General features: G+C 60.5%; 18 protein-coding genes. 15 read left to right on the top strand and 3 right to left on the bottom strand.

Annotation, left to right across the window (positions count from 1 at the left end; all coding sequences use genetic code 11):
- Nucleotides 1–247: 247 nt before the first annotated feature.
- From acnB to HBR94_RS14900, 5 genes are all read left to right on the top strand, one after another.
- Entirely contained in the window at nt 248–2,857 is a 2,610-nt protein-coding gene (gene acnB, locus HBR94_RS14920) for a bifunctional aconitate hydratase 2/2-methylisocitrate dehydratase (protein ID WP_057439657.1), read from the top strand.
- Between the two features lie 314 nt (nt 2,858–3,171).
- Nucleotides 3,172–4,065 carry an alpha/beta hydrolase gene (locus HBR94_RS14915; RefSeq protein ID WP_115128033.1) on the top strand — a complete coding sequence of 298 codons (894 nt, stop codon included), beginning with the start codon at nt 3,172–3,174 and terminating at the stop codon, nt 4,063–4,065.
- Between the two features lie 25 nt (nt 4,066–4,090).
- Nucleotides 4,091–5,362 carry a glycosyltransferase gene (locus tag HBR94_RS14910; protein ID WP_170045076.1) on the top strand — a complete coding sequence of 424 codons (1,272 nt, stop codon included), beginning with the start codon at nt 4,091–4,093 and terminating at the stop codon, nt 5,360–5,362.
- A gap of 119 nt (nt 5,363–5,481) precedes the next feature.
- Nucleotides 5,482–6,207 (top strand): autoinducer binding domain-containing protein, encoded by a 726-nt coding sequence (locus HBR94_RS14905; protein WP_057959820.1) that lies wholly within the window; start codon nt 5,482–5,484, stop codon nt 6,205–6,207.
- Nucleotides 6,208–6,234: 27 nt separating this feature from the next.
- Nucleotides 6,235–6,813 (top strand): acyl-homoserine-lactone synthase, encoded by a 579-nt coding sequence (locus tag HBR94_RS14900; protein ID WP_169961411.1) that lies wholly within the window; start codon nt 6,235–6,237, stop codon nt 6,811–6,813.
- A gap of 42 nt (nt 6,814–6,855) precedes the next feature.
- Here HBR94_RS14900 and HBR94_RS14895 read toward each other — a convergent pair whose 3' ends face one another.
- A complete protein-coding gene (locus tag HBR94_RS14895; protein WP_170045075.1) occupies nt 6,856–8,133 on the bottom strand; it encodes an HAAAP family serine/threonine permease in 1,278 nt (425 codons plus the stop codon).
- Between the two features lie 237 nt (nt 8,134–8,370).
- On the opposite strand from HBR94_RS14895, the gene HBR94_RS14890 reads away from it, so the two are divergent.
- The 7 genes from HBR94_RS14890 (at nt 8,371) to HBR94_RS14860 (ending at nt 14,576) form a co-directional block, all read left to right on the top strand.
- Complete coding sequence (locus HBR94_RS14890) at nt 8,371–8,565, top strand: hypothetical protein (RefSeq protein ID WP_170045074.1); 195 nt, start codon at nt 8,371–8,373, stop codon at nt 8,563–8,565.
- Between the two features lie 315 nt (nt 8,566–8,880).
- Nucleotides 8,881–9,375, top strand: a complete 495-nt coding sequence (locus HBR94_RS14885) for a DUF4822 domain-containing protein (protein ID WP_057959822.1) — start codon at nt 8,881–8,883, stop codon at nt 9,373–9,375.
- Nucleotides 9,376–9,454: 79 nt separating this feature from the next.
- Nucleotides 9,455–9,886, top strand: coding sequence for a hypothetical protein (locus HBR94_RS14880; protein ID WP_057959823.1), 432 nt, complete (start codon nt 9,455–9,457; stop codon nt 9,884–9,886).
- A 155-nt stretch (nt 9,887–10,041) separates the two neighbouring features.
- Nucleotides 10,042–10,995 carry a 2-hydroxyacid dehydrogenase gene (locus HBR94_RS14875; protein ID WP_057959824.1) on the top strand — a complete coding sequence of 318 codons (954 nt, stop codon included), beginning with the start codon at nt 10,042–10,044 and terminating at the stop codon, nt 10,993–10,995.
- A 129-nt stretch (nt 10,996–11,124) separates the two neighbouring features.
- Nucleotides 11,125–12,192: a phosphotransferase family protein gene (locus tag HBR94_RS14870; protein ID WP_057444053.1), complete on the top strand. Its 1,068-nt coding sequence runs from the start codon at nt 11,125–11,127 to the stop codon at nt 12,190–12,192.
- A 17-nt stretch (nt 12,193–12,209) separates the two neighbouring features.
- Entirely contained in the window at nt 12,210–12,977 is a 768-nt protein-coding gene (locus HBR94_RS14865) for an SDR family oxidoreductase (RefSeq protein ID WP_057439666.1), read from the top strand.
- A 165-nt stretch (nt 12,978–13,142) separates the two neighbouring features.
- Entirely contained in the window at nt 13,143–14,576 is a 1,434-nt protein-coding gene (locus HBR94_RS14860; RefSeq protein WP_170045073.1) for a PLP-dependent aminotransferase family protein, read from the top strand.
- Between the two features lie 29 nt (nt 14,577–14,605).
- On the opposite strand, the gene HBR94_RS14855 is transcribed toward HBR94_RS14860, so the two are convergent.
- On the bottom strand, nt 14,606–15,235 hold the full coding sequence (locus tag HBR94_RS14855; RefSeq protein ID WP_170045072.1) for a DNA-3-methyladenine glycosylase I: 630 nt from the start codon (nt 15,233–15,235) through the stop codon (nt 14,606–14,608).
- A 217-nt stretch (nt 15,236–15,452) separates the two neighbouring features.
- Here HBR94_RS14855 and HBR94_RS14850 point away from each other — a divergent pair, with 217 nt between their 5' ends.
- The 3 genes from HBR94_RS14850 (at nt 15,453) to HBR94_RS14840 (ending at nt 18,263) form a co-directional block, all read left to right on the top strand.
- On the top strand, nt 15,453–16,778 hold the full coding sequence (locus HBR94_RS14850) for a C4-dicarboxylate transporter DctA (protein WP_169961414.1): 1,326 nt from the start codon (nt 15,453–15,455) through the stop codon (nt 16,776–16,778).
- Nucleotides 16,779–16,868: 90 nt separating this feature from the next.
- Nucleotides 16,869–17,570, top strand: a complete 702-nt coding sequence (locus tag HBR94_RS14845) for a FadR/GntR family transcriptional regulator (protein ID WP_057439669.1) — start codon at nt 16,869–16,871, stop codon at nt 17,568–17,570.
- Nucleotides 17,571–17,585: 15 nt separating this feature from the next.
- Nucleotides 17,586–18,263: a GntR family transcriptional regulator gene (locus tag HBR94_RS14840; protein WP_057959826.1), complete on the top strand. Its 678-nt coding sequence runs from the start codon at nt 17,586–17,588 to the stop codon at nt 18,261–18,263.
- 761 nt (nt 18,264–19,024) lie between these two features.
- Here HBR94_RS14840 and HBR94_RS14835 read toward each other — a convergent pair.
- On the bottom strand, nt 19,025–23,884 hold the full coding sequence (locus HBR94_RS14835) for an NAD-glutamate dehydrogenase (RefSeq protein WP_057959829.1): 4,860 nt from the start codon (nt 23,882–23,884) through the stop codon (nt 19,025–19,027).
- Between the last annotated feature and the right edge of the window lie 128 nt (nt 23,885–24,012).

Genomic DNA, 24,012 nt, shown 5'->3' with positions numbered 1-24,012 from the left:
GGAAGCTGTTTTCAAAGCGTCACGAGCACAGTCGTTCCTTCAGAACGGTGTTGGCGCTGGTTATTTACCCTCCAAATGACCAGCACCAACCCTCATCAGCTCCGTTCTGCAGGCGTAAAACTTTGAAAGCAGCTTCTGTGAGAAATGCCGGCAGCGCTGGCTCTACGGCCCAAAAAGCCCCCGAGCGCATGCGTGCCGTGCATGTCTGGATGAGCGTCCCGTGGGACCACTGATGAGGGTAATAACTGTGCTTGAAGCCTACCGCAAACATATCGAAGAGCGTGCAGCCCTGGGTATCGTTCCCCAGCCGCTAAACGCCGAACAAACCGCAGGCCTGGTCGAGCTGCTGAAAAATCCCCCGGCTGGCGAAGAAGAGTTTCTCGTTGACCTGATCACCAACCGCATTCCACCAGGCGTTGACGAAGCTGCCTACGTCAAGGCCGGTTTCCTGTCTGCCCTGGCCAAGGGCGAAGTGTCTTCCCCCCTGATCGACAAAAAGCGCGCGGTTGAACTGCTTGGCACCATGCAAGGCGGCTACAACATCGTGACCCTGGTCGAGCTGCTGGACGACGCTGAACTGGCCGCCGTTGCAGCTGCCCAGCTCAAGCACACCCTGCTGATGTTCGATGCATTCCACGACGTCGCGGAAAAAGCCAAGAACGGCAACACGCACGCCAAGGAAGTGATCCAGTCCTGGGCCGACGGCGAGTGGTTCAAGAACCGCCCGACCCTGGCCGACAAGATCAGCCTGCGCGTGTTCAAGGTCACCGGCGAAACCAACACCGACGACCTGTCCCCTGCTCCCGATGCCTGGTCCCGTCCTGACATCCCGCTGCACGCCCTGGCCATGCTGAAAATGGCCCGTGAAGGCATCGTGCCGGACGAGCAAGGCAAGACCGGCCCGATGAAGCAGATCGAAGAAATGCGCGGCCAGGGCTTCCCGATCGCTTACGTCGGTGACGTGGTCGGTACCGGTTCGTCCCGTAAGTCGGCAACCAACTCGGTGCTGTGGTTCTTCGGCGACGACGTCCCGTACGTGCCTAACAAGCGCGCTGGTGGTTTCTGCTTCGGCAGCAAGATCGCTCCCATCTTCTACAACACCATGGAAGATGCTGGCGCACTGCCAATCGAATTCGACGTCACCAACATGCACATGGGCGACGTGATCGACCTGTACCCGCATGCTGGCAAAGTCTGCAAACACGGCACCGACGAAGTCCTGACCACCTTCGAAATGAAGACCCCGGTCCTGTTGGACGAAGTCCGTGCCGGCGGCCGTATCCCGCTGATCATCGGCCGTGGCCTGACCGACAAGGCTCGCGCTGAGCTGGGTCTTGGCCCTACCGACCTGTTCAAGCTGCCTGAAGCACCTGTCGACACTGGCAAGGGTTTCACCCTGGCCCAGAAAATGGTCGGCAAGGCCTGCGGCCTGCCGGAAGGCAAAGGCGTTCGTCCAGGTACCTACTGCGAACCGAAGATGACCACCGTGGGTTCCCAGGACACCACCGGTCCAATGACCCGTGACGAACTGAAAGACCTGGCGTGCCTGGGCTTCTCCACCGATCTGGTGATGCAGTCCTTCTGCCACACCGCGGCCTATCCAAAGCCGATCGACGTGACCACCCACCACACCCTGCCTGACTTCATCATGACCCGTGGCGGTGTATCGCTGCGTCCAGGCGACGGCATCATCCACAGCTGGCTGAACCGCATGCTGCTGCCGGACACCGTGGGTACCGGTGGTGACTCCCACACCCGTTTCCCGATGGGCATTTCGTTCCCGGCCGGTTCTGGCCTGGTAGCGTTCGCCGCAGCCACTGGCGTAATGCCACTGGACATGCCTGAGTCGATCCTGGTGCGTTTCAAAGGCAAGATGAAACCTGGCATCACCCTGCGTGACCTGGTTCATGCCATTCCTTACTACGCAATCCAGTCCGGCCTGCTGACCGTTGAGAAGAAAGGCAAGAAAAACGCCTTCTCCGGCCGCATCCTGGAAATCGAAGGCCTGAACGACCTGACGCTGGAGCAGGCTTTCGAGCTGTCCGACGCCTCGGCCGAACGTTCGGCTGCCGGTTGCACCATCAAGCTGTCGAAAGACTCCGTCACCGAGTACCTGAACTCCAACATCACCCTGCTGCGCTGGATGATCGGTGAAGGCTACGGTGATGCGCGTACCCTGGAACGTCGTGCCCAAGCGATGGAAGCCTGGGTTGCCAACCCTGAGCTGATGGAAGCCGATGCCGACGCCGAATACGCCGAAGTCATCGAGATCGACCTGGCCGAAATCAACGAGCCAATCCTCTGCGCGCCAAACGACCCGGACGACGCCCGTCTGCTGTCCAGCGTCGCTGGCGAGAAGATCGACGAAGTGTTTATCGGTTCGTGCATGACCAACATCGGTCACTTCCGCGCTGCCGGCAAGTTGCTGGAACAGGTCAAGGGTCAGCTGCCAACCCGTCTGTGGCTGTCGCCGCCGACCAAGATGGACGCTCACCAACTGACCGAAGAAGGCTACTACGGCATCTACGGCAAGGCTGGCGCGCGCATGGAAATGCCGGGCTGCTCGCTGTGCATGGGTAACCAGGCACGTGTTGAGCCGAATTCGACCGTAGTGTCGACTTCGACCCGTAACTTCCCGAACCGTCTGGGTGATGGCGCGAACGTCTACCTGGCATCGGCCGAGCTGGCGGCAGTCGCCTCCACCCTGGGTCGCCTGCCGACCGTCGAAGAGTACATGGGCTACGCAGCGAAACTGGACACCATGGCCAGTGACGTCTACCGCTACCTGAACTTCGACCAGATCGCCGAGTTCCGTAAAATCGCAGCAAGCGCCAACATTCCGGTGGTTCAAGCCTAACGGTGTGTTGATGTGAAGAACGCCGCGTATCGCAAGATACGCGGCGTTTTTTATGCCTGGAAAAACCTGCCGGGCACTGGCTGTCGACGCCCTTTCTCCAACGACCTACCAGATCAGGTAGTTGTCCCGCCGCGCCTTGAAGGCCGAAACTCTCTACACCCTGATGCCCGCGTCATGGGATCCGCCTGCTTTGGATGTACTCGCGCTGTATGCCGTACGACTTCTAATAAAAACAGCCAAGCCTCGTCGTCGATGCCCGTACCCGGTGGCAGGGGCGCTCTCACCCGTTTTTAAGTGCTTAATGGAGGTGTGTTATGTGGCGCAATCAATATGTGATCAAGAACGTCTTCAAGGACTATGCGGTGTCGGTGGAACAAATCGGCGATGCCCCCGACAAAAAGAATGTGCTGCTGGTCAATGGCGCCATGGCCACAACCTCGGCTTTTGCCCGTACCAGCAAGTGCCTGGCCGAACACTTCAACGTGGTGCTGTTTGACTTGCCATTCGCCGGAAACTCCCGGGCTCACAACCCGAATCGGTGCCTGGTTACCAAGGACGATGAAGTCCAGATCCTGCTGGCCTTGATCGAAGGCTTCAATATTCACCATCTGGTTTCCGCATCCTGGGGCGGCCTGTCGACCTTGCTGGCCCTCGCCCAGAAGCCGGACAACGTCGAAAGCTCGGTAGTGATGTCATTCGCTCCCGGCCTCAATGGCCCGATGCTCGACTACGTCAGCGGCGCCCAGGCACTCATGGCCCGGGATGACAATGCAGGTATCGGTCACTTGCTCAACCAGACGCTGGGCAAGCACCTGCCGCCCCGCCTCAAGAGCGCCAATCAACAGCACATGGCGCAGTTGATCAACGCCGAGCAGCATCAGGCGCGATTCCATATCGACCAGGCCCTCAAGCTCAATGAAGGGGCATACCTGCCCCAGCTTTCGAACATCGACAGCCACGTGCACTTTTTGAACGGTGCCTGGGACGAATACACCAGCGCCATGGACGTGCAGCGCTTCAAGCAGTACATCCGCGACTGCAGCTTCTCCACGGCCGAGAGCAGCGGGCACTTTCTGGATCTGGAATCCAGGGCTGCGGCCAACGGCGTGCACCGCGCGTTGCTCGGCCATTTGCTGACGCATCGCGACGCCCGGCCAGAGGCGTTTTGCATGGCGCCCCCTCACCGAGCGCAGTTGAGCTTCGCCTGAGCACTTTTGAACAAGGATGTGGATGATGCGAGTAATCATGATTGCCATCGGTTCGGCCGGTGACGTTTTTCCCTTTATCGGCCTGGGCGCGGCACTGACCCTACGCGGTCATCAGGTAACCTTGTGCAGCATGCCGGCGTTTCAACGCACCATCGAGGCCCGGGGCCTGGACTTCGTGCCGTTATGCGATGAGGCGACCTACAACGCTGCCATGGGCGATCCCCGCCTGTGGGATCCGAAGACTTCCTTCAGCGTGTTGTGGCAAGCCATCGCAGGCCTATTAGAGCCGGTCTACGATTATGTAACCGCGCATAACACTGACGATGTAGTAGTGGTCGGCTCGCTGTGGGCCTTGGGTGCACGTATTGCCCATGAAAAATACGGCTTCCCTTACCTCTCGGTCCAAGTATCCCCTTCAACCCTACTGTCGGCACATCTACCGCCTGTACACCCCACTTTCAACGTATCACGCCGCCTGCCCTTGACGGTGCGCAAATTGCTCTGGCGCGGGATCGAATACCTGAGCCTGGACCGGACCTGCGCCCCACAAATCAATGCGCTGCGCCGCAAACACGGATTGCCGGGCGCGGTGAAGAACATCTTCAGCCAATGGATGCATGCCCCCCAAGGCGTGATTTGCCTGTTCCCCGAATGGTTCGCCCCCGTCCAGCAAGACTGGCCGCAGCCCCTGCACATGGCCGGCTTCCCACTGTTCGACGGTGGCACCCTGGGGCTCGATGAACAGACCCGGGCCTTCCTCGATGCCGGACCGGCCCCCGTGGTTTTCACCCAAGGCTCCACTGAGCACTTTGACCAGCAGTTTTATCACTTCGCCCTGGAAGCGCTGCACAGGGTCGGCGCACGCGGCATTTTTCTGACCAGTGATCGGCCGGTCACCAGCGATTTGCCGCCCACGGTGATGCAACGTCCGTTTTTGCCGATGAGTTCGCTGCTGCCCCGCGCAGCCGGGCTGGTCCACCCCGGCGGCATTGGCGCCATGAGCCTGGCGCTGGCTGCCGGCATCCCACAGATTGTCCTGCCGATCGCCCATGACCAGTTCGATAACGCCGAACGACTGGTGCGCATGGGGTGCGGAATACGTCTTGCCCTGCCCTTGGACAGACAAGACCTGCAAGGGGCGATCACAGCGCTGCTACACGACACCCGATTGCAACAGGCCTGTGCTCGGGCGAGCAGCCTGATGCCCGCCGATGCGGCGTCCTGTGAAACAGCGGTCAAGGCCATTGAACAGTGCCACGCGCACCATTCAATACCTCGCCTGCGCCAAGCGTCATAAACACCGGCCTCTTGGGCAAAAGTGCCGTGCCAGAGCCGTCGGCAAAGCACCGGAAAAGTTTGACAGAAAGATCACGTGGGCTAGATTGCCAAAGGTTCCAGGAATCGAGGCGACTGTCCATGGAGAAGGAAAACGACCTCATCCGCTGGTGGAATCGCTTGCGGATAGAGATGCTCAAGCAACAGGGAGGAGCACAAGTGTTCGCGCTGCTGGAGCGGGAAGTGTTGCAATTGGGGTTCGAGTATTACGCCTATGCCGTACGCCACCTGACCCCTTTTACCCGACCAAAAACCGAGATTCACGGCTCTTACCCCGAAAGGTGGCTGGAACATTACCAGGAGCAAAACTACGCGGCTGTCGATCCGTCGATCCTCAGTGGCTTGCGTTCCACCGAGATGGTGCTGTGGAACGACGCACTGTTTGAAAACAGCCGCAAGCTATGGCTGGAAGCTCGGGACTGGGGTCTGTGCATCGGCGCCACGCTGCCGATTCGCAGCCACGATCATTCGCTGCGGGTACTGTCCGTGGCCCGGCGCCAGGATCCTATTTCGCGGGCTGAAAGCGACGAAATTCAATTGCGCCTGCGCTGCATCCTCGAACAGGTGACGCTGCGCCTGACAGATCTGGGCCATAACGAACGCGCCCACCCGTCGGTCTGCCTCAGCCTGCGTGAGCGGGAAATTTTGCAGTGGACCGCCGACGGCAAGAGTTCAGGCGAGATCGCGCTGATCCTGACCATCTCCATCAACACGGTGAACTTTCACCTCAAGACCATCCAGAAGAAATTCGGCGCAGCCAACAAGACACTGGCGGCTGCCTATGCCGCCGCACTGGGCCTGATCTAGGCCCGACGATCACGATAAGGACATCCAATGATCAGCATCATCACCCGCCATCACCATGAACTGTCTGCAGCCCTTGAGGACGACCTGGGCCGCTATCGACACGAAGTGTTCATCGAGCAACTGGGTTGGCAGCTGGACTCCACCCACGCCCGGCCCAAACGTGAATTCGATCAGTTCGACCAGGCCGACACGCGCCATATCCTCGCCCTGGACACAAAAGGCCAGGTCTGCGGTTGCGCACGGCTGTTACCGACCACCCAACCTTATCTACTGTCGGAAGTCTTCGGGTTTCTGTGCGACCAGCCAAGCCCGCGCAGCCGTGACACCTGGGAAGTGTCGCGCTTTGCCGCCCGCGCCCTGGAGAAAGGTACCTTACCGATGCGCGTCTGGTGGAGCAGCCTGCACCATGCCTGGAGCCACGGCGCCAATCAGGTGGTGGCAGTGACCACTCCAGCGCTGGAGCGTTATTTTCTGAAAAATGGCGTGCAATTGAGTCGCCTCGGCGCCCCGCAACGCGTGAACAACGACCATGTGGTAGCACTGAGTTTTCCGGCCTGGCAGAAAAACGGCCGAATCGCGCTGCACGCTGATTCGGCCGTTGCCTAGCTAGAGATATGAGTAACGCCGAGGTCGCCGGCGCTGATCACATCAAGGGATCAGCGAGTAAATCAGCGAGGAGATGGCGACCAGGCCGACCAGGGTCACGAACACATTGGACATCTGCCCACGGTACTTGGCCATGGCCGGCACCTTGCGGATCGCGTACATCGGCATCAGGAACAGGATCGAAGCAATGATCGGCCCACCCAGGGTCTCGATCATCCCCAGGATGCTCGGGTTCAGGGTGGCGATGATCCAGCACACCACCAGCATAAAGCCAGCAGTCATGCGGTCCAGGGCCTTGGCGCCCGGGCGGCGGCCGCTCTTGACGATCAGGCCCTTGAGGCCTTCGCTGGCGCCGATGTAGTGGCCCAGGAAGGACTTGGCAATCGCCACAAACGCAATCAATGGCGCAGCAAAGGCGATGGTCGGGTTATCGAAGTGGTTGGCCAGGTAAGACAGGATCGACAGATTCTGCGCCTTGGCTTCGGCCAGTTGGGCCGGTGACAGGGTCAGCACACAGCTGAACACGAAGAACATCACCATCGCCACCATCAACAAGTGGGCACGGGACAGGATTTGCGAGCTGCGCTCTTCGGCGTGGGCGCCGTACTGGCGTTTCTGGTCAACGGCGAAGGCCGAGATGATCGGCGAGTGGTTGAACGAGAACACCATCACCGGAATCGCCAGCCACAGGGTGTGCAGCAGCGCCGACGGTACCGGAACGGTGCTGGCCGTGCTGAGGATGCCGCCATTCCAGTGCGGAACCAGGTACACCGCCAGAAACAGCAAGGCAACAATAAACGGATAGACCATCAGGCTCATGGCCTTGACGATCACCTGCTCGCCGCAACGCACCACGGCCAGCAGGCCCAGGATCAGCACAAACGACAACAGCGCCCGTGGCGGTGGCTCGATGTGCAGTTGGTGCGACATAAAGCTTGCGACGGTGTTGGTCAGCGCCACGCTGTAGATCAGCAGGATCGGGAAGATCGCAAAGAAGTACAGCAAGGTGATCAAAGCACCGGCCTTGATGCCGAAATGCTCTTCAACCACCTCAGTGATGTCCGAGCCCGCACGCCCCGACAGCACAAAGCGGGTCAGGCCACGGTGTGCGTAGTAGGTCATGGGGAACGCCAACAGCGCGAGGATCAGCAACGGCCAGAAGCCGCCCAGGCCTGCGTTGATGGGCAGAAACAAGGTGCCGGCGCCAATCGCCGTGCCGAACAGGCCAAGCATCCAGGTCGTGTCCTGGCGGCTCCAGCCCGTGAGGGTTACAGGTGTCGTTGCGTAGCGTTCATCGACGCTATTGGCCTGATCATTCATCCGCTCGGTTCTCCACTTTCATACGATCGCGGCGAGTCAGAAAAACCTGACAGGCAGCGCCACGACCGTAACAGGGGCGCGATTGTCCGGGATTCACTTGAATAAGCAAAGACTTAGCTGAGGAATGGTTGTACGGAGCAGAGCCAGTCGATTGACCACAAATTGTTGGAATCAGGAACGTTACGCCCCCATCGCCCACTCAGTGCAAGCTCTACTACAAAACCTGGAGATTCAAGCATGACGACTTCAAGCCTGAACATTTTCAACGCTGGCCAGTTGGTCGATAGCGTATCGACCCACATTGCCGATCAAATCGCCGCCCAAGACAAGCCCAAGCAACAACAGTCTGATACCTTCACATTCGACGGCATTGAATACGCCGCCGCGCCCAAGCCTCGCAACACACTGATACCCACGCCGCGAATCGGCTAAAGATTGGCGAAACTGAGGAATGGGGTGGCGCAAATGCGTTTAATCAGGCAACAACCCTATAGATAGCCGCCCCTTTAAACATAAAATTTATATACCTATCGCAATTTATATCTCACCAGCTTATTTGTAGGAATCCCCCTACTTCACAGCGAGCATTTGAATATTTTTTAAATGATTGCCCGTGGATTTGTTACAAACATATACCCAGGCATTGATAGCACCTGCCAGCACATTTATATTCCGTCACTGCCGGGCCCAAGCAATACCCAACCAAATACAAGAATAAAAACCCACGCCCCATGTAGGAATTATCTAATGCGAAAATGCCATGCCGTTTTTACAGGTCTACTTCTCGCTGGACTGCTCGCTCCACTTTCCAGCCAGGCACAATCGACAAACTCCGACATCCGCGCACTCGCTTCTTCGCCCCAGTGGCTGACCACCAAAGTCTATATAGAAGGCGCCCCGCAAATTGACGTCAAGGACAAGTATCCGGGCGTGGTTGGCATCTCCATGTGGGACCCCGAGCGTAATCGCTATGAGTTTTTCTATGCCGACACCGGGCTGTCCAAGTATGACAATGGCGGTGGCGGTTACTTTCTGGTCACAGGCGACAAAACCACCCATATCCTGGTACCAGACAAGGGCCCTGCCAGAACAGTGGTCAGGCGGCTTGAGGTCCTCAACAACCAAGAGTTCACCTATTCGCGGGAAGTGCCCCGGGACATGGTCGAGACCAACGAGAAAGTTCGTATCTACGTGGTCCATGCGCCTTACAACGGGCCCATCAAAACCTCCACCTCCCACTGAGTATTCTTGACCTGCCAGAGACCATCAGGCTTTGACTACTTACTTCAAAAATCCATAAAAAAATAAAAAGACGCCTCTTATGAAAACTCAACTCAAGTCGTTATTAATATCCACCGTATGGTTGTCCGCCCTTCTTTCCAGCGGCGCCAATGCGCAACCCTCAGCCCCCGCGACAGCAAAAATACCGCACGCCACACCCGAAAATGCAATTATGTTGACGGTATTTCTCAAACATGATCAATCCCGCCCATTAAGCGAACTAAGGGCGCAACTCGCCAAGCAGGATTTCTACAAAGTATTTCCACCGGAGGGAGTAGAAGTCGTCAGTTGGAACATCACCATGGGAATCGGCCAAGTCATCGTCCTGCGCCTACCCGCCTCTCGGTTGTCAGCGGTCAATCTGGCACTGGAAAATGCTGCATGGGGCACCTACCGGACCGAGTTTTTCCCCACCTATGATTTCCGGGAAATCGCCCAGGCAGAACAGAACAAGGTAAGACAAACCCAGTAACGCCCCCCACGGATGCCCAGCGTCTCAGCCTGCGCCGACGCTGGCATCCCCATGCCAAGGCCTCCCATCGAGGAAGCATCTTTCACCTGCGGGCATTCGTACTACAAAAAATACCGCATACTCCAGAGATCAAACCCCACAACAAGAGCTGCCCCATGCCCGCCACTGTTCTGGTCCTGGTTGAAACCATCAATGAATACCTGCCCATCATCGAGAGCAACGACTTTCATGTGATTCTGGCGCCAACCCCCGCAGAACGCGCCCAGGCGATCAAGACCCATGGCGGGCAGATCCGTGCCGTGCTGACCCGTGGCCCACTGGGGTTGTATGCCGAGGAGATCGCCGCCCTGCCACTGCTGGAAATCATCTGCGTGATCGGTGCCGGCTATGAGCATGTCGACCTGCAGGCGGCGAGCAATCGCAAGATTGTGGTCACCAACGGTGCCGGGGTAAACGCGCCCTCAGTGGCCGACCACGCCATGGCCTTGTTGCTGGCGCTGGTACGCGGCATTCCCCAGACAGACGCGGCCGTGCGACGTGGCGAATGGCCCAAGGTGATGCGCCCGTCCCTCGCCGGCAAACAGCTGGGCATCCTCGGCCTCGGCGCGGTAGGCCTCGAGATCGCCAGGCGCGCCGCCCTCGGGTTTGGCATGGAAGTCAGTTATCACAACCGCCAGCCCCGCGATGACGTGGACTACACCTACTGCGCCAGCGCCGTGGAACTGGCGCGTAACTCGGACTTCCTGGTGCTGGCCACCCCCGGCGGCGTCGGCACGTACCACCTGATCGACCGCCAGGCCCTGGACGCCTTGGGACCCCACGGCTACCTGGTGAACATCGGCCGCGGCAGCGTGGTGGTGACCGCCGACCTCGTCGCCGCCCTTGAGCAACGCCGTATCGGCGGCGCGGCCCTGGATGTGTTCGACGACGAGCCCCAGGTGCCCGACGCCCTCAAGCGCCTGGGCAATACGGTGCTCACCTCCCATGTCGCTGGCCTGTCGCCCGAAGCGGCCCATGACACCGTGCAAAGGGTCGCCGAAAACCTCGTGGAACACTTCGCCGGGCGCCCGGTACTCACACCGGTTGCCTTGCCCCCGCCCGAAAAATGACCGATCAGGCACGCTGATTGTCGTCCAACACGCTAGCCTATTAAGCCACCACAGCCTTGTGGCAGGTTGGCTGTGCGCATTAGATTAGCCAATAGTCCAAGGCCTCAAGAATAAGCAAAAGGGATAAGCATGGCGCTCAATGACCAATCCACCCAGATTCGCCCAGGCGAAGAACTGGATGCCAGCCTCATCGACCCCTACCTCAAGGCCCATATCCCAGGCCTGAGTGGCAGCGCCAGAATCAGCCAGTTTCCGGGCGGCGCCTCCAACCTGACCTACCTGCTGGAATACCCCGAACAGGAATTCGTCCTGCGCCGCCCGCCGTTTGGCCACAAGGCCAAGTCGGCCCATGACATGGGCCGTGAGTTCCGCATCCTCAACCAGCTCAAGGATGGCTTCCCCTATTGCCCCAAAGCCTACGTGCACTGCACCGACGAATCGGTGATCGGCGCCGAGTTTTACGTGATGGAACGGGTCAAGGGCATCATCCTGCGCTCGGACCTGCCGCCGGAGCTGGGCCTGGACGCGGCGCGCACCGAAGCCTTGTGCAAGAGCTTTATCGATAAGTTCGTCGAACTGCACCAGGTCGACTACAGCGCGTGCGGCCTGGCCGACCTGGGCAAGCCTGAAGGTTATGTGCAACGCCAGATTCGCGGCTGGAGCGAGCGCTACGAAAAAGCCCTGACCCCCGACGCCCCGAAATGGGAAGCCGTGCGTGCCTGGCTCAACGACAAGATGCCCGCCGATCATCCGACCTCGAGCATCGTGCACAACGACTATCGCTTCGACAATGTGATCCTCGACCCCAACAACCCGATGCAAATCATTGGCGTGCTGGATTGGGAGCTGACCACCCTGGGCGACCCGCTGATGGACCTGGGCAACAGCCTCGCCTACTGGATCGAAGCCGCCGACCCGGCGCCCGTGCAACTGATGCGCCGCCAACCGAGCAACGCCCCCGGCATGCTGACCCGCCGCCAGTTTGTCGATTACTACGCCGAGCGCTCCGGCATCCAGATCGACAATTTCGACTTCTACTACACCTACGGCCTGTTCCGTCTGGCCGGCATCGTGCAGCAGATCTACTACCGCTTCTTCCATGGCCAGACCCAGGACAAACGTTTCGCGCAGTTCATCCACATGAACACGCTGCTGGAACAGATGAGCCTGAACGTCATCCACAAATCCACCCTCTGACCCGACAAGGAACCACCATGTCCAAGACTCATCTGTTCGACCTCGATGGCAAGATCGCGTTTGTTTCCGGGGCCAGCCGTGGCATTGGTGAGGCCATCGCCAAGCTGCTGGCCCAGCAAGGTGCCCACGTGATTGTCTCGAGCCGCAAGATCGACGGCTGCCAGCACGTGGCCGATGCAATCATCGCCGCCGGCGGCAAGGCCACGGCCATTGCCTGCCACATCGGCGAGATGGAGCAGATCAGCGAGGTGTTTGCGGGCATTCGCCAGCAGTTCGGGCGCCTGGACATCCTGGTCAACAACGCCGCGACCAACCCCCAGTTCTGCAACGTGCTGGACACCGACCTCGGCGCGTTCCAGAAAACCGTCGACGTGAACATCCGTGGCTACTTCTTCATGTCAGTGGAAGCCGGCAAGCTGATGCGTGACAACGGTGGCGGCAGCATCATCAACGTGGCCTCAATCAACGGCATTTCCCCGGGGCACTTCCAGGGCATCTACTCGGTGACCAAGGCCGCCGTGATCAATATGACCAAGGTGTTTGCCAAGGAATGTGCGCCGTTCGGCATCCGCTGCAACGCCCTGCTGCCGGGCCTGACCGACACCAAGTTTGCCTCGGCCCTGGTGAAGAACGAGTCGATCCTGAACATGGCCCTGGCCCAGATCCCACTCAAGCGCGTGGCCGACCCCAGCGAAATGGCCGGCGCGGTGCTGTACCTGGCCAGCGATGCCTCGACCTACACCACGGGCGTTTCGCTGAATGTGGACGGTGGCTTCCTCTCCTGACCCACGCTTGTGTGGGAGCGGGCTTGCTCGCGAAGACGTCGGCCCAGCAAACATTGATGTTGACTGACCCACTGCTTTCGCGAGCAAGCCCGTTCCCACATTTTTGATCGGCGCGGCCTGTACATACGAGTAACCTTGGCAGAATTGGCCGCCTCGGAATGAAACATGGAACTGCACGTCGTCATCCAGGGCCGCAAGGACCTGGCCGAACAGCTTTACCAGCAACTGCGCGACGCGATTGAATCAGGACGCCTGGCCGCTGGCGCGCAGTTGCCCCCCAGCCGCTTGCTGGCCGAGCAGTTGGGGGTGTCGCGCAAGACCGTGTCCGACACCTACACCACCCTGACCTACGAAGGCCTGCTGATCGGCAAGATCGGCCGTGGCACCTTCGTCACCCCCCATGCGCTGCGGCCAAAGGGCCTGCAAAGTGCGGCCGACCTGGCCTGCGCCGCCAACCTGGCCAAGTGGCAGGCCCTGCCCTCGCCCATGCGCCATCCGACACGCGAAAGCACGTTGCGCTGCGAGTTCATCGGTGGCGCCACCACCCGCAGCCTGTTCCCCCAGGACGAATGGCGACGTTGCACCCAGGACGCTCTGCGCCGCATTGCCAAAAACAGTGGTTTCTACGGCCAGCCCGAGGGCTTGCCGGCCTTGCGCAATGCGATTGCCGGGCATATCGCCTTTTCCCGTGGGGTCAACTGCCGCGACGACGACATTGTGGTGTGCAACGGTGCCCAGCAGGCACTGGACCTGATCGCCCGCGTGGTGCTGGAACCGGGCAGCATCGTCGCCATGGAAGACCCCGGCTACGCCCCGGCGCGCCTGCTTTTCGAAGCCATGGGCGCCACGGTGGCCGGCGTGCCGCTGGACGCGCAAGGGATCCAGGTCGAGTTGATTCCCGAAGGCACCCGACTGATCTACGTCACCCCGTCCCACCAGTTTCCATTGGGTATCCCCATGAGCCTGCCGCGCCGCGAAGCGCTGCTGAAACGGGCGCTGGCGCTGGGCGCAATTGTCATCGAGGACGACTACGACAGTGAGTTCCGCTACGAAGGCCGCCCCGCCGACGCCCTGCAAAGCATGGATACACGAGGCATCGTCGCCTATGTCGGAACCTTCTCCAAGACCCTGCTCCCAGAGCTGCGCCTAGGCTACACGGTGCTGCCACCGGCCATCCGCGGCGCGGTACTCAAGGCCAAGCAACTGAGCGACCAGCACAGCTCGACACTGCCGCAATGGGCCCTGGCCAAGTTCATCAGCGAAGGCTATCTGCTCAAGCACATCCGGCGTTGTCACGCGGTCTACACCACCCGCCGCGAACGCATCCTCAGCCGTCTGGCCGGCGACCTGTCGCCCTGGTTCGAAGCCGTACCCAGCGTGGCCGGGTTCCACTTGGCCGCACTGTGCAAAGTGCCCGTGAACATCCCCCTGCTGATCGAGCGGGCGCGCCAGGTGGAAGTCGGCCTGTATCCACTGGACGTGTTTTTCCATCAGGCGCCGGTGCGTAGCGGCTTGATCTTCGGCTTCGGCGCCATCGAGACCCTGGATATCGACCCGTCCCTGGACAAGGTGCGCGATATCCTGTTGCAGATTGGCTGAGGAGTAAGGAGCTCCTGCCAGTTCAGGATTCAGGGGCGCCGGAACTGGCGGCGCAGGTCTTCAATCGGCTGCCGACAGGCGCAGCCTTCCAGGTGGTCATTGACCATCCCCATCGCCTGCATGAATGCATACATCGTCGTCGGCCCGACGAATGTCCAGCCGCGCTTCTTCAAGGCCTTGGACAAGCGTACCGACGCCGGCGACGTCGGGTTGCCCGTCCAATAGGCCATGTCCACCACCGCCGGGCGCTCGTCGGCCGCCGGCTCGAATGCCCACAACCAGGCCGCCAGCGAGCCGTATTCATCTACCAGCTCACAGGCCCTGCGCGCATTGTTGAGGGTCGAGAGGATTTTCGCCCGGTTACGCACAATGCCGGGGTCGGCCATCAAGCGCTGGATATCCTGCTCGGTGTACTGCGCCACCCGGCGGAAATCAAAACCCTCGAACGCCCGGCGAAAATGCTCGCGCTTGCGCAGGATGGTGATCCACGCCATGCCGGCCTGGAAGCCTTCCAGGCAGATTTTCTCGTACAGCGCCCTATCATCGGCAACCGGTACACCCCATTCGTGATCGTGGTAATCGGGGTACTCGGCAGCGGCCGTTCGCCATGCACAACGGGTCAGTCCCGTTTCATCGGTTGTCAGTCCAGGCTTGTCCATGCATCACCTCAGCAGCCAAGCCGGGGATAATAAGCGAAAAATTTTCCAGACCGCCAACCGCTCAAGCATCACGGTTACCGAGCAACTGGTAAGACCGGACAACCTAAACACCCCCTCACCCCCTTGTAGTTTACAAAAAACCGAGCGTAGACTGGCCGCGCACTGGACTTACCGGTAAGACCACAACAATTAAGCCCTGGACCCACCAGGGCACCGAATAGAGATCCTTCCCATGCTCAGATGGTGCTCGCGTTCGATTTTCCTGCAAGTCGTCATAGGCCTGATGCTCGGCATCGCGTGCGGCTTGGCCCTTCCCGAATTCTCCTCACAACTCAAACCCCTGGGTGACGGCTTTATCAAGCTGATCAAGATGCTGATCGGCCTGATCGTGTTCTGCGTGGTGGTCAGCGGCATTTCCGGTGCTGGCGACCTGAAAAAAGTCGGGCGCATCGGCCTCAAGTCGGTGATCTATTTCGAAATCCTCACCACCATCGCCCTGGTACTGGGCCTGGTGCTGGCCTTCAGTACCGGGATCGGTAGCGGGGCCAATATCCATCTGGAACAGCTGTCTTCCGCCGGCCTCAATGAATTGGCGGATCGTGGCCAACATATCAAGGGCACTAGTCAGTTCCTGATGGACCTGATCCCCAACTCGGTGATCGGCGCCTTTGCCGACAACAACGTACTGCAAGTGCTGTTGTTCTCGGTGCTGTTCGGCAGTGCGCTGAACCTGGTGGGGGAAGCGGCGTCGGGCATTTCACGACTGATCAACGAACTGAGCCATGTGATCTTCCGCATCATGGGCATGATCGTGCGCCTGGCGCCCATCGGCGTATTCGGCGCCATCGCCTTTACCACCAGCACCTATGGCCTGGATTCGCTGCAGCACCTGGGCAGCCTGGTGGGCCTGTTCTACCTGACCTGCATCGCGTTTGTCGCGCTGATCCTGGGCGCGGTGATGCGCCTGTCGGGCCTGCGCATGCTGCCGCTGCTCAAATACCTGCGCGAAGAGCTGCTGATCGTGATGGGCACCGCGTCATCCGATGCAGTGTTGCCACAGATCATGCGTAAACTGGAGCACCTGGGCATCGGCAGTTCCACCGTCGGCCTGGTGATCCCCACCGGTTACTCGTTCAACCTCGATGGTTTCTCGATCTACCTGACCCTGGCCATTGTGTTTATCGCCAACGCCACCGGTACGCCGTTGTCGATGACCGATCTGCTGACCATCCTGCTGGTGTCGCTGATCACCTCCAAGGGGGCCCACGGCATACCGGGTTCAGCCCTGGTGATTCTGGCCGCGACCCTCACCGCCATTCCCGCCATCCCGGTGGTGGGCCTGGTGCTGGTGTTGGCCGTGGACTGGTTTATGGGGATTGGCCGTGCACTGACCAACCTGATCGGCAACTGCGTGGCCACCGTGGCCATTGCCCGCTGGGAAAAGGACATTGATCTGCAACGGGCCAACAAGGTACTGGAGGGGCAGCAAGGGTATGCGTTCCAGGCCAAGAAGCCGGTGTTGCCGGCTCACCAGGAGTTCTAGCGCAGATCGAATGTGGGAGCAGGCTTGCTCGCTCCCACCGTTAATCGTCGCCATTTTTACCGTTTGTGTTTGCAACATAAGGAGCCCGGCGTGATCAGCACCTCAACCGTCGTCAATTCAGTCGTAGAAAAACTACGCGCCGCCCTGGCCCGAGGCCAATGGCGGCGTGGGGAAATGCTCCCCGGCCAGCGCGAACTGGCCGAACAATTGGGCATCAGCCGCCCGAGCCTGCGCGAAGCCGTGATCGTCCTGGAAACCCTCGGCCTGGTGCGCTCGATGCCCGGCAAAGGTGTGGTCGTGCTGGAAACCAGCGTCAACGAGCCCCAAGCCCATGATGCCGTGGCCGACGCCAGCCTCGCCGACATCCTGCAACTGCGCTACACCCTGGAGCCGTTTATCGTCGGCCTGGTGGCCCAGTCCATCACCAGCAAGGAAATCGGCCAACTGCGCCTGACCCTGATGGACATGCGCGAAGCCCTGGACGCCAACGACAGTGAAGCGGGGATGAACGCCTACATCGCCTTCCACGAAGAACTGTTCGCCCTGACTTCCAACCCGATCTTCCAGAACGTGGTGCAGCAGACTAGCAACGCCCTCAAGCAAAGCGCCCAGGTGTTGCGCAACTCCCCCGAACACCTGGCCGAGCGCCTGCAGGAAAACGAAGCGGTGGTGCGCGCGATCCGCAGCAAGAACAGCGCCCAGGCCAGCGCCGAAATGCGCCGCCATATCCTCAACGAAGGCCAGCGCATGGGGACCGCCCTGAACATTCCCGACGACCATCTCGGCAACTGACTTTGGAGGCTGGCCATGAGCGCTCATGCCCTGCAACGCACTAACGTTGTCACCGCCCCGCCCCCCATGCGCCTGGTGCCCGGTAAACGGCCCTCGGTGGATGACCTCTACCCACGGCTGTTCGATGCCATCCTCGAACAGCGCATCGTGCCCACCAGCCGCTTTACCGAAGAAGGCCTGGCCGAACAATTTGGCGTCAGCCGCAGCGTACTGCGCCGGGTCCTGGCGCGCCTGGCCGAGCAGCAAGTGATCATCCTGCGCCCCAACCTGCGTGCCCAGGTGGCGGCGCCCGATGCGCAGCAGGTGCAACACATTCTCGAGGCGCGGCGCTTGATGGAAGTGACCGTGGTGCAATTGGCGTGCGCACAGGCCAGCCCCGGCCAGGTGCGGCGCTTGCGTGAACTGGTGGCGCGCCAACGGGCGTGCGTCGAACAGGGCCAGCAAGGCCCGGCCATCCGCCTATGTGGCGAGTTTCACCTATTGCTGGCGAGCATTGCGGGGAATCGGCCACTGGCGCAGTTTCTCAATAGCCTGGTGCCGTTGACCTCGCTGGTCATTGCGCAGCAGGGAGCGTTCGCCGGGACCTGGCGTGAGCAGTCGGCGATGATCGAGGCACTGGAGCGCAGGGATGGGGGCACGGCCGTAAGCCTGATGACCCAACATCTGGATCATCTGCAAGCACAACTCTCGTAAGCCAATGGAGATTCAACTATGGGAGCTGGCTTGCTTGCGATGGCGGTGGGTCAGCCGCCAGCAACAGTGACTGGACTGTCGCTATCGCGGGCAAGCCCGCTCCCACAGGGGATCTGCGCGGGGCAGAGAATGTTGGTACAACCACAAATCAAATGTGGGAGCTGGCTTGCCTGCGATGGTGGTAGATCAGTTGCCAGAAACAGTGACTGGACTGCCGCTTTCGCGAGCAAGCCCGCTCCCACAGGGGATCTGCGCGGGGCAGAGAATTTTGGTACCACCACAAATCAAATGTGGGAGCTGGCTTGCCTGCGATGGCGGTGGGTCAGTTGCCAGAAGTAGTGACTGGACAGCCGCTATCGCGGGCAAGCCCGCTCCCACAGGGGACCTCACTGGCGAAGAGAATGTTGGTACAACCACAAATCAAATGTGGGAGCTGGCTTGCCTGCGATGGCGGTGGATCAGTTGCCAGAAGTAGTGACTGGACTGCCGCTATCGCGGGCAAGCCCGCTCCCACAGGGGACCTCACTGGCGCAGAGAATGTTGGTACCACCACAAATCAAATGTGGGAGCTGGCTTGCCTGCGATGGCGGTGGGTCAGTTGCCAGAAGTAGTGACTGGACTGCCGCTATCGCGGGCAAGCCCGCTCCCACAAGGGGCACCAGGGGCAGCAAATTTTGCATACACCCCACATTGAATCGAGTGAAAACAAAAAGCCCCGTCTCTCGCGAGACGGGGCTTTGTTTTAACGCGCTAGCAGCCGATTACAGCACCGCTTGACCACTCATGGCCAGGTCCAGCAGTTCCCGGTTGGCCACCGCGTACATGGCGTAGTCCGTGCCGACCGCAGCCCGGATTTCCACCATCATCGCGCGCCAGCGTTCGACCATGCTCGCGTTCTGCTCAAGCCACAGGGCCACGCGGGCTTCCATGTCTTCTGGCGCATCGGCCATTTGCAGAACCTTGATGGTGATCGCCCGTTGCTGCCAGTCCACGTCATCGCGGAAGGCTTCGCGGGCCTGGGCCTGCCAGTTGTTGCCCACCGGCAGATCGCTGATCTGCTGCAGGTACCACGGCAAGTCCAGGGCGCTGCCCACGGCGAAGTAGGCCTTGGCCACATCGGCAGCGCTCTGACCGGTAACGTCAGCAGCCTCGATGATCGGCAGCAAGGTGTACAGGTGCGTGGTGCCGGCAACCATGCGCGCCAACAGCTCAGGCACACCGGCTTCGACATAGGCCTGGTAACGGTTCTGCCAGCCTTCGCGGGTCGGGCCTTCCAGCAGTTCGTCGAGCTTGAGGCCCAACGCCGCCAGGTGCGGACCGAAGTGCGCCACGTCACGCGCGGCATCCTGCTCGTTGCGACGGCTGCGCAGGAACCAACGGGTAGCCCGACGGCCCAGGCGCATCAGTTCGTCCATCAGCGCCAGTTGCACTTCAGCCGAGACCTGGTGATCCAGGGCTTCGATCTGACGGAACCAGTGCGGGAGGTGGAAGATGTCGCGCACGATCACATAGGCGCCCGCCACGTTCGCCGGGCTCATGCCGGTCGACTCTTTGAGGCGTTGCACGAAGGTGATGCCCATGTGGTTGACCAGGTCGTTGGCGATCTGGGTGCTGACGATCTCGCGCTTGAGGCGGTGGCGACGCATGGCCTCGCCGAACTTGGCCACCAGGCTCGGCGGGAACGCGGTCTCCATGTCGCGGGTCAGGTAGTCGTCATCCGGTACCAGGGACTTGAGCAGCGCTTCCTTGAGGTCGATCTTGCTGTAGGAAATCAGCACCGACAGTTCCGGACGGGTCAGGCCCTTGCCGCTCGCGGCGCGCTCGACGAGCTGCTCCTCGGTCGGCAGGTACTCGATGGCGCGGTCCAGCTTGCCGCGGCCTTCCAGGTCGCTCATCAGACGCTTGTACTCGGCCGCACGCTCGTAGGCTTTGCGCGCCGCCAGGGACAGGGCCTGGGTCTGCTTGTAGTTGTTGCCCAACACCAGGCTGCCGACTTCGTCGGTCATGCTCGCCAGCAACTGGTTGCGTTGCTTGTCGGTCATGTCGCCAGCCTGCACCACTTCGTTGAGCAGGATCTTGATGTTCACTTCGTGGTCGGAGCAGTCCACACCACCGGCGTTGTCGATAAAGTCGGTGTTGGAACCGCCGCCATTGAGGCCGAATTCCACGCGACCCAGCTGGGTCATGCCCAGGTTACCGCCCTCGCCCACTACTTTGCAGCGCAGCTCGTTGCCGTTGACGCGCAGCGCGTCGTTGGCCTTGTCGCCGACATCGGCGTGGCTTTCGGTGCTGGCCTTGACGTAGGTGCCGATACCGCCGTTCCACAACAGGTCCACCGGCGCCTTGAGCAAGGCGTTCAGCAGCTCGGTCGGGGTCAGCTTGTCGGCCTGGATGTCGAAGCGTTCTTTCATCTGGGGCGAGATGGCAATGCTTTTGGCGCTGCGCGAGAAGATCCCGCCGCCTTCGGACATGATGCTGGTGTCGTAGTCCGACCAGGCCGAACGCGGCAGCTCAAACATACGCTGGCGCTCGATGAAGCTGGTTTCCGGGTTCGGGTTTGGATCAATAAAGATATGCAGGTGGTTGAAGGCCGCGACCAGTTGCAGCTTGTCGGACATCAACAAGCCGTTGCCGAACACGTCACCGGCCATGTCGCCGACGCCGACCACGGTAATGCTGTCTTTCTGCACATTGATGCCGCGCTCACGGAAGTGACGCTGCACACCGACCCACGCGCCCTTGGCGGTGATGCCCATTTTCTTGTGGTCGTAACCGGCCGAACCACCAGAGGCAAACGCATCGCCCAGCCAGAAGCCGTAGTCGATGGCGATGCCGTTGGCGATATCGGAGAAGGTCGCGGTGCCTTTGTCGGCCGCCACTACCAGGTACGGGTCGTCGTTGTCGTGGCGGACCACGTTCAACGGCGGCACCAGGGCACCGTCTTTCAGGTTGTCGGTAATGTCCAACAGACCGGAAATGAAGATGCGGTAGCAGGCGATGCCCTCGGCCGCGATCTCGTCCCGGCTGCCGCCCAATGGCAGGCGACGCGGCAGGAAGCCGCCCTTGGCGCCGACCGGCACGATCACCGAGTTCTTCACCTGCTGGGCTTTTACCAGGCCCAGCACTTCGGTGCGGAAGTCTTCTTCACGGTCGGACCAGCGCAGGCCGCCACGGGCAACGTTACCGAAGCGCAGGTGCACGCCTTCGACCCGCGGCGAGTAGACGAAGATTTCAAACTTCGGCACTGGCTTGGGCAACTCGGGAATAGCGTGGGGGTTGAACTTGAAGCTGAAGTACGACTTGTTCTGGCCGTTGGCATCCGCCTGGTAGAAGTTGGTGCGCAGGGTGGCCTTGATCAGGTCCAGGTAGCGCCGCAGGATCCGGTCTTCGTTAAGCACCTGCACATCGTCCAGGGCGTTGAGGATCGCTTGCTCCAGGCGCTGCTGCTTGTCTTCCAAGTCGTCGGCAGTCAGCTTGCGCGCCAGGTAGAAGCGCGTCTTGAACAACCGGGTCAACTCGCGGGCGATGTCGGTGTGGTTGTTCAGGGTGCTGGCGATGTAACCCAGGTCGAAGCCCAGGCGGATCTGCTTCAGGTAACGGGCATAAGCACGCAGCAGCGCCACGTCACGCCATGGCAAGCCGGCAGTCAGTACCAGGCGGTTGAATGCATCGTTCTCGGCATCGCCATTGACGATGTGCACGAACGCATCCTGCAGGGTGTCGTTGAGCTGCTGGATATCGAGGTTCAGGCCTTCGGCGGCGGTGAACGCAAAGTCATGGATCCAGAACTCGCGGCCATTGGCGTGGCGCAGGCGGTACGGGAACTCACCGAGCACGCGCAGGCCGAGGTTCTCGAGGATCGGCAGTACATCCGACAACGCCAGCGGAGTGTCAGCGTGGTACAGCTTGCAGTGCAATTCCTGCTGACCGGTCACGTGGCCCAAAGGCTGGTAGAAGCTCATCACCAGTGGCTTGGCTTCGGTCAGGTTCAACAGGTGCTGCATGTCGACCACGGCCGAGTGCGCGGCAAAGCGCTCGCGGTAGCCTGCCGGGAAGCCTTTCGGGAAATCCGCCAGCACATTGGTGCCGTGGGCTTCGCCGAAGCTTTCGACCACCAGGCTCGCGTAGTCGTCCTGCCAGCTGCGGCAGGCCTGCACCACTTCTTTTTCCAGGAGCAGCGGGTCGATATCCAGGCGGTTCTTCGGATCGACCCGCAGAATCAGCTGGACACGGGCCAGTACGGACTCGGAGAAGAACGTCCAGAATTCGCAGTCCGAGGCTTTCAGGCGATCCATCAGCACTTGCTGGATCTTCTGGCGCACTTCGGTGGAGTAGATATCGCGCGGCACGTAGGCCAGGCAGTAGCAGAAACGGCCGTACGGGTCTTTGCGCAGGAACACGCGGATCTTGTTGCGCTCCTGAATCTGCACGATCGACATCACGGTGCTGAACAGCTCGTCCACCGGGGTCTGGAACAGGTCGTCGCGGGGCAGCACTTCAACCACCTGGGCCAGCTCCTTGCCCAGGTGCGCCTTGGCCTGGAAGCCCGAGCGGCGCTCGATTTCCGCGACCTTGCGGCGGATATAAGGAATCACCCGCACGCTTTCGCCGTACACCGAGGAGGTGTAGAGGCCCATGAAGCGGCATTCCTTGACGACCTTGCCATCAGCATCGATCTGGCGGATCGACACGTAGTCAGGGTAAGCCGGACGGTGTACACGGCTTGGGTGCGCGGCCTTGGCGAACGACAACACGGTCGGCTCGCGCAGGTAGGCCACGGCGTAATCTTCGATGCGCAGGTCTTCAGCGGTGAGGCCGGCGCGCAGCAGTTTGGTCAGGCCGAGGAAGGAGTTGGCGTCATATTCCAGATGACCGCCGTCCTTCTCGTCACGTACCACAAATTCTTCATAGCCGAGGAAGGTGAAGTGGTTGCCCACCAGCCATTCCAGGAAACTCTTGATCTCGGCCTTTTCTTCACCGTCGATGGTCAACGGGCTGTTGTCGATGCTGTCCAGCAGCTCCTGGACCTTGGCTTTCATCGGCTCGAAATCAGCCACGGCCACGCGCACTTCGCCCAATACCTGCTCAAGTTCCTTGCTCAGGACGTTCAGCTCGGCGGCGTTGGCGCAACGGTCGATCTCCAGGTACATCAGGGATTCTTGCAGGACGTCTTCGCCCTGGGTGCCCTTGGGCAGGATTTCCAGCAACTCGCCCTTCTTGCCACGGCGCACGCTGAGTACGGTGGTTTGCAGGGTATGGATGCTGTAGCCGCGACGGTTCAGCTCAGTGCGCACCGAATCCACGAGGAACGGCAGGTCATGGTGCAAGACCTCGACCGCAGTGTGGGTCGACTGCCAGCCGTGGCGTTCGTAGTCGGGGTTGTAGACCCGCACTTGCGGCTGGGTGTGATCAAAGCGCTCAAGCAGGCGCCAGGCAGACAGGGTGCAACCGGCCAGGTCGGACATGCGACGCTGGGTCAGCTCGTCCAGGGAAATGATGCCGAAGAATTGTTCAGCGAACAGCGCCACTTGTGGCAGTGCCTGTTCACTGATGTGCTGCGCCAGTGCCGCTTGCAGTTGATGCTGGAAGTCGGCTTTGCTGGCTGCGGTGAAGAACGCCATCTGTGGTACTCCGCTTGGGCTTGTTATTGATGGAAGCGTCGCGTGTTGTCCCCTGATGGGGAGGCCGTCATGTCTGTTCGCAGGTACTGATGATAAGCACCATAGACGAATCAGGGTGACAGGTGGGT

This window comes from Pseudomonas sp. WS 5412 (genome assembly GCF_012985615.1).
Lineage (GTDB): Bacteria > Pseudomonadota > Gammaproteobacteria > Pseudomonadales > Pseudomonadaceae > Aquipseudomonas > Aquipseudomonas shahriarae.
Note: the sequence above shows the minus strand (reverse complement) of the source record. Positions and strands in the feature narration are given on the sequence as shown.

Excerpts from the sequence above, each read along its gene's own strand:
- HBR94_RS14915 (WP_115128033.1), top strand. The coding sequence starts at position 3,172 with ATGTGGCGCAATCAATATGTGATCAAGAACGTCTTCAAGGACTATGCG.
- HBR94_RS14910 (WP_170045076.1), top strand. The coding sequence starts at position 4,091 with ATGCGAGTAATCATGATTGCCATCGGTTCGGCCGGTGACGTTTTTCCC.
- HBR94_RS14905 (WP_057959820.1), top strand. The coding sequence starts at position 5,482 with ATGGAGAAGGAAAACGACCTCATCCGCTGGTGGAATCGCTTGCGGATA.
- HBR94_RS14900 (WP_169961411.1), top strand. The coding sequence starts at position 6,235 with ATGATCAGCATCATCACCCGCCATCACCATGAACTGTCTGCAGCCCTT.
- HBR94_RS14895 (WP_170045075.1), bottom strand. The coding sequence starts at position 8,133 with ATGAATGATCAGGCCAATAGCGTCGATGAACGCTACGCAACGACACCT.
- HBR94_RS14890 (WP_170045074.1), top strand. The coding sequence starts at position 8,371 with ATGACGACTTCAAGCCTGAACATTTTCAACGCTGGCCAGTTGGTCGAT.
- HBR94_RS14885 (WP_057959822.1), top strand. The coding sequence starts at position 8,881 with ATGCGAAAATGCCATGCCGTTTTTACAGGTCTACTTCTCGCTGGACTG.
- HBR94_RS14880 (WP_057959823.1), top strand. The coding sequence starts at position 9,455 with ATGAAAACTCAACTCAAGTCGTTATTAATATCCACCGTATGGTTGTCC.
- HBR94_RS14875 (WP_057959824.1), top strand. The coding sequence starts at position 10,042 with ATGCCCGCCACTGTTCTGGTCCTGGTTGAAACCATCAATGAATACCTG.
- HBR94_RS14870 (WP_057444053.1), top strand. The coding sequence starts at position 11,125 with ATGGCGCTCAATGACCAATCCACCCAGATTCGCCCAGGCGAAGAACTG.
- HBR94_RS14865 (WP_057439666.1), top strand. The coding sequence starts at position 12,210 with ATGTCCAAGACTCATCTGTTCGACCTCGATGGCAAGATCGCGTTTGTT.
- HBR94_RS14860 (WP_170045073.1), top strand. The coding sequence starts at position 13,143 with ATGGAACTGCACGTCGTCATCCAGGGCCGCAAGGACCTGGCCGAACAG.
- HBR94_RS14855 (WP_170045072.1), bottom strand. The coding sequence starts at position 15,235 with ATGGACAAGCCTGGACTGACAACCGATGAAACGGGACTGACCCGTTGT.
- HBR94_RS14840 (WP_057959826.1), top strand. The coding sequence starts at position 17,586 with ATGAGCGCTCATGCCCTGCAACGCACTAACGTTGTCACCGCCCCGCCC.
- HBR94_RS14835 (WP_057959829.1), bottom strand. The coding sequence starts at position 23,884 with ATGGCGTTCTTCACCGCAGCCAGCAAAGCCGACTTCCAGCATCAACTG.